General features: G+C 70.3%; 8 protein-coding genes. 6 read left to right on the top strand and 2 right to left on the bottom strand.

Going from position 1 to position 10546, the window contains the following annotated elements:
• Positions 1-510: 510 nt before the first annotated feature.
• The 4 genes from ABZ128_RS12915 to ABZ128_RS12930 all read left to right on the top strand — a co-directional run bounded on the left by ABZ128_RS12915 (position 511) and on the right by ABZ128_RS12930 (position 4051).
• Positions 511-1506: a helix-turn-helix domain-containing protein gene (locus ABZ128_RS12915; protein ID WP_356848049.1), complete on the top strand. Its 996-nt coding sequence runs from the start codon at positions 511-513 to the stop codon at positions 1504-1506.
• 62 nt (positions 1507-1568) lie between these two features.
• Positions 1569-2312 carry an MBL fold metallo-hydrolase gene (locus ABZ128_RS12920; RefSeq protein WP_356848050.1) on the top strand — a complete coding sequence of 248 codons (744 nt, stop codon included), beginning with the start codon at positions 1569-1571 and terminating at the stop codon, positions 2310-2312.
• Positions 2313-3087: 775 nt separating this feature from the next.
• A complete protein-coding gene (locus tag ABZ128_RS12925) occupies positions 3088-3738 on the top strand; it encodes a sigma-70 family RNA polymerase sigma factor (RefSeq protein WP_356848052.1) in 651 nt (216 codons plus the stop codon).
• The gene (locus tag ABZ128_RS12930; protein ID WP_356848054.1) at positions 3728-4051 is read left to right on the top strand and encodes a hypothetical protein; all 324 of its coding nucleotides are present in this window, start codon (positions 3728-3730) and stop codon (positions 4049-4051) included. The genes ABZ128_RS12925 and ABZ128_RS12930 overlap by 11 nt, the downstream gene beginning before the upstream one ends.
• A gap of 666 nt (positions 4052-4717) precedes the next feature.
• On the opposite strand, the gene ABZ128_RS12935 is transcribed toward ABZ128_RS12930, so the two are convergent.
• Positions 4718-5044: a GYD domain-containing protein gene (locus ABZ128_RS12935; protein ID WP_356848055.1), complete on the bottom strand. Its 327-nt coding sequence runs from the start codon at positions 5042-5044 to the stop codon at positions 4718-4720.
• An 892-nt stretch (positions 5045-5936) separates the two neighbouring features.
• Complete coding sequence (locus ABZ128_RS12940) at positions 5937-6143, bottom strand: hypothetical protein (RefSeq protein ID WP_356848057.1); 207 nt, start codon at positions 6141-6143, stop codon at positions 5937-5939.
• 792 nt (positions 6144-6935) lie between these two features.
• Between ABZ128_RS12940 and ABZ128_RS12945 the strand changes: the two genes are divergently transcribed.
• Together ABZ128_RS12945 and ABZ128_RS12950 are read left to right on the top strand one after the other, a co-directional pair.
• Complete coding sequence (locus ABZ128_RS12945) at positions 6936-7448, top strand: hypothetical protein (RefSeq protein WP_356848058.1); 513 nt, start codon at positions 6936-6938, stop codon at positions 7446-7448.
• Positions 7449-8760: 1312 nt separating this feature from the next.
• Positions 8761-10269, top strand: coding sequence for a DUF4246 domain-containing protein (locus tag ABZ128_RS12950; protein WP_356848060.1), 1509 nt, complete (start codon positions 8761-8763; stop codon positions 10267-10269).
• Positions 10270-10546 lie beyond the last annotated feature (277 nt).

Genomic DNA, 10546 nt, shown 5'->3' on the forward strand with positions numbered 1-10546 from the left:
CACTCCTGAAATTAGTCCCTTCGCTTTCCTCGCCATCGACTTGAGGCCTTCGGCCGCCCTGCCTTTACGGGGGACGGCCGGAGGCCTTTCGATTTCGCCGGACACGCACTCCTCGGGCCGACGACGGGGCGCGGGGCGCCCTCCGAGTTCTGAGCCTGGTCCGCCCCGCGACGTGCTCGTAGGCCCTCACAAGTCGCCGCCCCACGGGTGAACAGGACACGAAGCCAACCATGACGGCATCACGGTCGCGGTCGATGCCGGCGGCGAGTGTGTGGGTGGGCAGCAGACCGTACGCGGCCGTGCCGCGCTCGCCGAGCGAGAACGTGGGGAGCCGCGACGTCCTCGATGCGGTTGTGCTCCGCCCGGAGCCTGTCGTGAAGGTCAACGCGGACTGGAGCCTTCCGAGGGCGCCCACCCCGCGAGAAGTGGCGGCCCTTCGTCTGATCGATGGCCGGATGTGACAGAACCTGGTCATTGCGGCCACCGCCTGGCCGGCGGAAGGATGGCGGTGTGCCCGAAACACGTACCGTCGTCATCGCTGCTTTTCCCGGAGTCGAGTTGTTGGAGGTGACTGGCCCGGCGGAGGTCTTCTCCGTCGCCTCCCGCCTGGTGGCCGGCCGCTGCCCCGCCTACCGGGTCGTGGTCGCCGCCGCGCAGGCCGGTCCGCTGCCCACCGCCGCAGGGATCGAGCTGGTTGCCGCCCGATCGCTGGCCGAGGTCGGCCCGGGAGTCGACACCCTCCTCGTGGCCGGTGCCATGGAGAGCGCGGGCGGCAGCTACCAGGCCGTCATTGCACCCGAGGTCGTCGAGTGGCTGGCCACCGCGGCTCCGGCCGCACGGCGCGTCGGCGGCGTGTGCGCCGGCGTCCACCTGCTCGCCGAGGCCGGACTCCTCGCCGGCCTGCCCGCCACCACCCACTGGCTCACCGCCGACCAGCTGGCCGCACAACACCCGGACGTCGCCGTTGATCCCGAGCCGATCTTCATCCGTGCGGGGCGGGTCTGGACCTGCGCGGGCGTGACCGCCGCCATGGACCTGGCCCTCGCCATGGTGGCGGAGGACCTCGGCCCGGCGATCGCCCTTGAAACCGCCCGGACCATGGTCATGTACGTCAAACGGCCCGGCGGGCAGACGCAGTTCAGCGTGCCGCTCTCGCTCCAGGCAAGCGCCGACGACCGCATCGACGAACTCCGCCGCTGGATCGACGACCACCTCGCCGAGCGGATCTCGGTCGAGGCCATGGCCGCCCGCCTGAACCTGAGCGTGCGCCACTTCGCCCGGGTCTTCCGCGACTGCACCGGCCGCACCCCAGGCGACTACCTGGAGGCGGTCCGGGTGGAGGCGGCCCGCCGCCTCCTGGAGGAGTCCGCGCACAGCCTGCCCGCCGTCGCGGCCGCCAGCGGACTGGGATCAGTCGAGACCCTGCACCGCGCCTTCCGCCGCCGCCTGGGAGCCACCCCGGCCGACTACCGCCGCCGGTTCCGCCCCCACGCAACCGCTCGCTGAACGGCTGACCGCAACAGCGGTCACCCGTCCGCCCACCCCGCATTCGCGAAGGAGCACCACCGTTGTCCCGTACCAAGGTCGTCGCCATACCCGTCCTGGGCCGGCACGCCGTCAACGCCTACCTGCTGCTCGGCCGCCACCCGGTGATCGTCGACGCCGGAACCCCGGGCAGCGGCCGGCGCATCACCGAGCAGATCGCCGCTCACGGGGTCGACCCGCAAGACGTCCGCCTCGTCGTCGTCACGCACGGCCACATCGACCACTTCGGCTCGGCCGCCGAACTGCGCCGCCTGACCGGAGCCCCGATCGCCGCGCACGCTGCCGATCTCGGCCCCTTCCGCACAGGCCGGGTCCGTGAACCGTACCTGCCCACCGGCCCCATGGGACGGCTCATGGCCCGCAACCCGAAACTCCACGAGCAGGTCGAGCCCTTCGAACCGGACGTCCTGGTCCGGGGCGAGACGGGACTGGCGGATTTCGGTGTCGACGCCCGCATCATCCCCACCCCCGGCCACACGGCCGGCTCCATCTCCGTCCTCACCGACGACGGCGACCTGGTGGCCGGCGACCTCATCGCCAACTCCTTCATGGGCCTCATCAAGGGCCGCCCGGCCAACCCGCCCTTCCACGACGACCCGCTCGCCAACCTCGCCAGCCTCCGAACGATGCTCGACCTCAAGCCCACCCGGCTCCACGTCGGCCACGGCACACCCCTCGACCCGGCCCGCGCGGAGCGCTGGGCGACGGCGGAACAGCGCAGGCTCACCCGCCGCGCAGCCCGCGGGCGCCTACGGGTCAGGGCCTGAAAATCCGCACACCGGGCCGGGACCGGTCACGCCGTCGGCGCGGCATGGCACAGCGCCGGCATGCCCGCGGCCCTGTCCAGCTGCCGGGCGCACCGGCCGGCGCGCTTCGCCTTGGTTCGAGGCTTTCGCCGTCGACGTACGCCGGGTAGAGGCTGGAAGTCGACATCAGCAGGCCGGTGACGCTGAAACACAGTGCCGCCGCCGAGACAGCCGTGCTGCGCTTGGCTGCATTGCAACGAAGCGCCTGCCCAAAAGGGCACGGCTCCTTCGGGAGCCGCGCCCTTCGCATGTGTCCTGGCCGACTGCCGGCGTCACACCGCCAGCCTGGCGGTGGAGCTGCGTGGGGCTCGGCACGTAGGGCTTGGGGTTCTGCTTCTGCGCACACAGCTCGGGGCCGTCGATTGGCAGGCACGGAGTCTTTCCCTGCGGAACCTTGAAGGTGCCGTCGCCCTTCGGCAGCGGCTTGCCGTTGACGCACAGCCCCGGAGCCGCATTCGGGCTGTTGCAGTAATCGGGCGAATCGTGGAGCTACAGCAGGTACGGCACCGCCAGGGTTAAGAGCACCGCGCAGGCGTGGACGTCACCGGGCACGGACGTCTCTCGGCGGGGGGTGAATCCTTTCGCGCCTACCACGCCTCTCTTAGACAAACGGACGACCGCGTCCGCCCTGCACCCCACCGGGAGGATCCTATGACCACCGTCGTCATCGCCGCGGCCGCGGCGCTGCTGCTGTGCGCGTGCACGGTCACGCTGCTGCGCCGCCGGCGGCGTCAGCGTGGCTGAGCACACCTGGCCCGGCGCGACCCTGGTCGCCGCCGCGCAGCGCGGCGACGTGGAGGCGCTCACCGCCCTGGTGCACGGCTCGTACCCACACGTGCACCGGTTCGCGCACACGCTGTGCGCCACACCCCAGGATGCCGAAGACGCCGCCCAGGAGGCGCTGATCATCCTCTACCGCAAGATCGGCATGCTGCGGGCCTCCGGGGCGCTGGCGTCGTGGATGTTCCGGATCATCCGCAACGAGTGCCTGCGCCGCACCCGCGCCCTGCACCCCCGGGGACCGGCCGCCCCCGGCCGCGGCGGACCCGGCCGGTACGACGGGCCGGACCGGTACGACGGGCCGGACCGGTACGAGTCGCCGGACGGGTACGACGCGTCCGGCGGCACCGCGCGGTCCGCCGAGGAGGACGTCCTGCTGCGCCTGGAAGCCGAGCGCGTCGGGGCCGCAGTCGCCGCCCTGCCGGCCGACCAGCGGCAGGTGCTGGTCATGCGGGACATCCAGGGTCTGCCCGGCCGCACCGTCGCGGACCGGCTCGGGTTGAGCACCGCCGCGATGAAGTCCCGTCTGCACCGCGCCCGTTCGGCGGTACGCGAGGCGCTGCGCGAGGAACCGGTATGCACGAGCGGAGACGACGATGAGACCTGAGCCGGCCACGACCACGACCACGAGCACCACCCCGCCCGGCGCCGCCGGCGGCGGTACGCCGAAGCGCGGCGGCTTCGCCAGCGCCACCGTTCCGCGCCATCTGGCCCGCGGCGCGGTCGGATTCGGCATGCTCGCCGGATCACTGGCCCTGCTCCCGGTCACCGGCCCGGCGAGCCTGCTGCTCGCCCCGATCGGCCTGGTCGCCCTGCGCGGCTGCCCGATGTGCTGGGCGATCGGCCTCGTGGAGACCGTCTCGGCCGGGCGGCTGCGCCGCTCCTGCACCAACGGGAGCTGCGAACTGCGGCGTGCCTAGCCCGTTTCCTGCCACTCATCCGGCTGACCAGGTGAAGATGGCGCGGAGGTGTAGTCCGGCGAGGTGGCCGGTTGCCGCCGCGTTGCGGTTCGCGACCTGGTCCGCCGGTTCAGGCATCACCGCCCGGTTCCCGCGGCGCCGCACATGCCAACGCATCGCCAGGGACGAACAGGCCTTGTCCGCCACGACAACGACCGGCGTCGTTTGAGACATGCCAAGGGGTCGCGGAACGCGAATCGTATCCGTGACCCGCTCCATGCGGGTGCGTCACCGACCAGTCCCGGGGTTATGGCGAAGCCCTGCGCGCGACAGCGGCCGTCGGCGCGAGGTGGCTCTTCGTGGTCAGCCCGCCACGGGACCGTTGAGGGCGTGGGCCGGCCGACTCGCCGGCCAGGCCATTTTGACTGGCCGCAGCCGCGTGCTGGTGCCCCTCGGACGATCGCGAATCGACCGCGACGACCCAGCGAGTTCGCCCTCGGTGTCCGCCTGGGTCAGCAAGGCAACCACACCGACGGCGACCACGGCGGCGGTCGCGGCCGCTGACCTGCGCCGCAGCCCGGGCGGCAGCCACCGTGTCCCCCGGTCCACGCCGTCGCGGCCCTGGTAGGACGGGACGGAGATTGAAGGCTCTCGGGCAGTTGAGGCAGAAGACCGCGCGCCGGACCGCTACGCGCCAGGAGCCCGATACCGGACTTGCTCAGCTCTGCGCAAGGCATCCAGCGTTTCATCGATGCTGAGGAGAACGGTCGTCTCGAACGAGCTGAGCGCGCCACCTCCACTGATGGCCAGCGCCACCGAGGCCATGGACACGTTATCCGGAGCCTCCCAGAGGTTGTAGCCGTCGTGGGTGCCGAAGGCGTACCAGAAGCCGTGAAGCTTCCCACCAACGGATTCGATGTACGACCGAGCGGCCTTTGCGCGGTCCTCTGGGTGGCTGATCAGCCTTGCCCAGGTTTCCGGCGTGTAGCTGAACCTCGATAGATAAAGCGGCATCGCGTCTCTCTTTCGTTTCGATCAATCGATGCCCACCCTTGATGGTTGAGGACCGAGGGGGCCTGCGGTTACCCCAAACAGGCGGAGAGGATGACCGCCATGGCCCACAGTCACCGAGTGAGGGAGCCGCTCGATATCCAGGTGATTCACTCGAACCTGTCGTACTACGGAGCGGTCAGAGCCCGTCAGACGGCCTATGGCTGTGGCGATCAGTCACAGCTGTCTGAAGGCTTCGGGCCGCACCGGTCGGAGCCGGCAGGCTGACCACGAGAGCGCGACCGTGAGGGGGCCCGGGGCCGAAGCTGAGACCGCGGGTCTCTGCGCCGTCGATTGCCCGGCCGGGCACGTAAACGACGGAGCAGCTCACCTCCCGCGAGATCAGCGGTACGGCTCCGATCGAGGACGGCTGGTCGACGACCACCCTGACGGTTCCGCGCCTGTTTCACACGGCGGCAGTACCAGCGGTGGCAACGAGGAGGTGGTTGAGGACGGCGTCCACACCGGCCCCGAGATCTGCGCGACAAGTACACGGCCGCGGCCGCATGCGAAGCGATCAGCCTGAAGTAGCGGCTGCTGGGCAGACGGCCCGGCAGCCCCGTCGTTGCCAGGCGGACGGCAGGCGGCACGTGGGCGATGCTCCGGTGGACGTCACTCACGCCGGTTCTCCCTCATGAGCCGATCGACCGATCGCCTGCACGACCGCTCGACAGCGGCGTGCGGTCCTTGTGGCTACTGACGGCAGGTCGTCTTGAGGGCGCCATCCGTCATCGGTTGTGCTTCAAGCGGCTGCGTGTGGGTTGGGAGCGGGATGGTCCGTGGTGACAGAGGCGGGACCCCCGCCCCGGGGCGTTGAGTGCGGGCGCGTCCGGCCGTGCGTTCCCGGGGACGAGGGTCATGGTGGGCTTGTATCGGTGTCGTGGCCGGCGGGGCTGTGCCTGGAGAAGGGGTGGAGGCTCAGAAGGTCTCTGGCCATCCTTCCCCGGGTGCTGGTGGGGCTGATCAGCACGATGGTCATGAGCAGTACGTATGAGCCGGCGATGGTGGAGGCAAGGATGAGAGCGGCGCTGGCGCCGCTGTGGAGGAGGTCGTAGATGGTCATCATCGTCGCTTGTCCGAGTGGCCCCCCGTAAGAGGCGCCCGGGGAGCGTTAAGGCTTAAGGGGGGGAACGACCGGGCGCCGAGTCAGTCGTGGCCATGAGGAACGCGAAGCGTCCATTCGTCTCGAAAATCATTGCGGTGGGTCCTTATCGGCTGGGTAGTCGGTGGAGCGCGGCTTGCTCGCGCCCTCGGCTTCGTCTACGTCCCATTGAGTCCCACCGGCAGAGTCAGGTCACGTCACGTAAGCCCGTGTCTTGCCAGCCCGGACTGTCGTCGATCGGCCGGGGGTGGGAAGCTGCACAACGTCTGGAGCTTTGAGACCTCTGACCTGCGGTGTTGCAGGACCAGAGGAAGGGTCACACCGCATGCGTCTAAGGCGCTGCGGCGGGCCATGCAGGGCCCCGCCGCCCGAACACGTGCCCGCACCACCCCCGGCGCCCGCTCCCACCGCGGCTGCGGAGCTCCTTGCCGGGTCCGGAAGATCCCGGGCCCCGCAGTGGGTGCCGGCGTTCGAGCGCGGAAAAGGTCCTTGGACCGGCCCGTGAGCGCATGGTCGGCTCGGCTCTCGCCGTAGGCCGCGAAGGTGCTTACCGGGCTTCCGAGCATGCGGTGGAGATGGTCCGCGATGTCATGGACTTGCCCCGTGACACGTGATCGTTCCCACCTTCGGCAGCCGTGACGCCGAAGGCGAGGACATCTCCTCTACGTCAGCGTCGTCTGGCTCGGCCTCCGTGCGAGAATTTCCTCCTGATCATCAGGGGGATTCCACATGCACGTACGTACGAGACGTTCGGTGGCGGTTACGGCGCTGGCCGTCGCAGCGGTTGTTGCGCTGGCGGGATGCAGCGCCGCGGACGGAGCGACCGGCCCGAAGCCGGCGGGGCCGGATGCGCCCTCGGCCTCGGGGACCGGTTCCCAGAAGGCGGGCCAGGAGAAGGGCAGCGCGGTCCTGGACCGCGACGCCGTGGACGGGGATCTCCGCAACGCTCTCACCAAGGCGGGCCTGGACCCTGCGAACGGGCTGAGCACGTCTGCGCGCAACGGTGTGAAGCGCCCGGACATGGTCGACTGGTTTGCCGTCGTGAAATCCGCGGAGGCCGAGCAGGCCCTTCCCAAGATGGGTGCCGAACTGGAACGCGCAGGCTGGAAACCGGCCCGGGTGGAAGGCAACATCCTCACCTACCGCAAGTCCGGCTGGAGCATGCTGGCCTCCAGCTTGCCCGGCGGCACGGAGATGCCCAATGTCCCCGAGGGCAGCAGCGTCGTCCAGCTGATGGCCCACCAGCTCGACGGGGACGCAGGCTGACACAGCCGCGCAGCCCACCACGCCGGGGAGCCGCATACCAGGCGCGGGCGATTCGCCGGAACGGGCGTCGGAAGGCGACTGGGTCGGTCACCCCCATGGACTTCGCCGAGTGGCTGTACCGCTACCTGATCGGCGAAGAGTTGGCCGGCTGGACAGCGCGGCCCTCTACCCCGGCCCCGTTCTCCTGGAGAATCTGCCCACAGAGCTGGACCAACGGAGGCGCTGCAGGGTGAAGATACAACCGTCTGCGAACCTGCCGTCGCAGCAGCGGACAGCGAGGAGCTGGGGCTCTTCCCTCCCCGCCGGCGGCCACGACGGGTCGGTCTCGCGACCGTCGCCGTTCCACAGGTGGAAGAACACCATCGGTTCTGCGACGTCCTTCGTCAGGTAGCCGAGCGTCTTTCCCAAAGCCGGGGTCGCTGCCGCCGATCAGCACCGCAGGGGGACCGAGGCGGCGACCACGTCAGACCACGCCCTGTCGTGCCGGGCCCAATGGAGACCGTGTCCCGCATGGACGCGTATGCCTCGGCATCCAGCACCGGTCCGGCTTGAGCCAACCCTGCCGCCACGCGAATTCGGCGTACATGGATGCCGCACTGCATGGGTGGCGGGCGGCATCAGCGGCCGGAAGGCACCGGTCACACCGGTCTCGGTCCAGCTCCCCATGCTGCTCCAAGGAGGTCGAAGACCTCGGCGGCGTGCACGCCCGCGGGCTGCCGCAGGACAGCTGCCCGAGTGCGAGGCTCACACCGAGCCGGGTCGCTGGATCATCCTCGGCCTGCCAGCGCTTCAGCAGCGAAGGCACAGTCTGCTCACCAGAGCTTCCGCAGGCCCCGACCACGTCCGTGGCGTCCCGCCGCATCCGGGGCGCAGGATCCACAGGACGCTGAGAACTGCAGGCAGGGCCCGCTCCCATGCCGGGTCGGCCGCCAACCGGGGTCGAGGAAGCTCGAAGACCTGCTCCGCCTCCGAGGCCACCTCGCCACCGGCTCCGCTCCATCACCGTGCGACGACATGTCACCTCAAAGTCCATGCCGTGCGCCGCCCTGGCGGCCCTCCCCGCCACACGGCCGTGGGCTGACACCGCCTGCGGCCCGAAGACCCGCGGCCGGCTCCGAGAGCCGTGCCTCCCTGGACAGCCCGGCGGCCGCCGCTCGCGAGGCCCACGCTGCCCTCGCCGACGACAACGCCCACCCGCAGGGTGCCGGGTCCGGACACCCACGGCCGTCCCGGCCCGGGGCCCGCGGCCGCGGTGTCAGTGGGCCGGGCTATTCTTCCCGGCACCGCAAACCGACCGTGAGGACCACCAGTAGTGACCGGCCTGTCCGCCTTCCCGCTGCCCTTCCAGAGCTCCCGTTCCCCGGCGTTCGCGACGCCCCGGACGCTTCGGGAACTGCAGATGATGCAGTGCAGCTCGCACCTGCGCGCCAAGCCCGCGTGGTTCGACAAGATGAACGACCCCGACATCGTCGCCAGGTGGACGAAGGAAGCGGTGGCGCAGGGCCTGACCGAAGCTCAGGTGCGCTACGTCCTCGCCGAGCTGGGGCACTACGCCGCGCTGCGGGACGCGCGTACCGGCATCGAGGTGTCCGTCGTCGACGGGGTCTGGCAGTCGGACACCCTCGTCGACGAGCAGCTCAGGGCCCGGTTGCGCGAGGCGGTCGGCGTTCTGGAAGAGGTCCCCGAAGCGGAGCGGGACTGGCATCCCGGATCCGGCGGCCAGGTGCTGGACCTCGTGCACCCCTCCCTCTTCTGCCTGGTGAGGGAGGCGAGCGGAGGGCCCGAGCGGGCCTGGCACAACCCGACGAACCACTACGCGAAGTACGAGTTCTCGGAGCGGTTCCAGTGGCTGCCCACGGACGTCGACGTCAGCGACGACGGCTCCGTCGCCTTCCGCTCGTACGTCAACAACGTCCACCCCGAGGTGCATCGCGCACTGGCCTCCGTCCTGCCGGACGTGTTCGCGCGCCTGCGCCCGCTGTTCGAGAACGTGCTCACCGATCTGCGGCACCCGCGGCCCCCGCGGATCGAGGCCGATCCCTACGGCTGGTACGACTCCGAACCGGAGTACCCGCGCCAGGAGTCCTACAGTGACAACGCGGCCTACATGGATGCCCGCGCCGCCTGGTCGGACGCCTATGAGGCCTGGTGGGAGAACCGCCGCCCGATCGTCCCGGACGCCCCGGCCTTCACCCCGCCCACCCCGCCCGACGCATCCACCCGGGTCGACCTGCGCGGCCGCCGACTCCAGGTCATCGTCAAACTCGCCACCGTCCACCTCACACCGGACAAGCCCGAGTACCCCGGCGGTTCCTGGCACGTCGAGGGCATGCTGAACGAGCGGATCGTCTCGACCGGCATCTACTACTGGGACAGCGAGAACATCACCGAAAGCCGGCTGGGCTTCCGGGCCGCACTCGACGACCCGCACTACGAACAGAACGACGACGCCGGGCTGCGCGAGGTCTATGGCCTGGAGGACGAGGACGCGCTGAACCAGGTGCTGGGCTCGGTACCGACCCCGGCGGGCCGCTGCCTGGCGTTCCCCAACGTCCTGCAGCACCGCGTGGACGCGTTCCGCCTCGCGGACCCCACCCGCCCGGGGCACCGCAAGATCCTCGCGTTCTTCCTGGTCGACCCGGCGGAGCAGATCGTCTCGACCTCCGACGTGCCGCCGCAGCAGCCCTGGTCCGACACCTCGACCATGACGCTTGAGCAGGCCAAGGCATACCGGGAAGAACTGATGCAGGAAAGGAAGTTCTTCGTCGACGAACACAACGAGCAGCTCTACGAACGGGAGTTCTCCCTCTGCGAGCACTGAACCGCCGGTACGGGGCCCCGGTCGGGAGCCAGGGAGTCGACGGGGCCTTCTCGCCTTATCCTCCCGAAGCTCCGGCGAAGTGACGAGTAGCGCAGAGTGGCCGGTCGTTGCCTTCGGTCTGGAGGGTGGCGAAGTCGGCGTTGGCGGCTTCGACGGCCTCGGGGTGCACCTGGCGCTTCTGTGCTCGGCGAGTGCCCGGTAGGTGCTGGCCAGGCCAGGGCTCTGCCCCTTGCCCCATCCGAGGCGTGAGACCGCCCTTCCAGCGAGGAAGATATCG

The sequence above is a fragment of the Streptomyces sp. NPDC006326 genome, assembly GCF_040612915.1.
Lineage (GTDB): Bacteria > Actinomycetota > Actinomycetes > Streptomycetales > Streptomycetaceae > Streptomyces.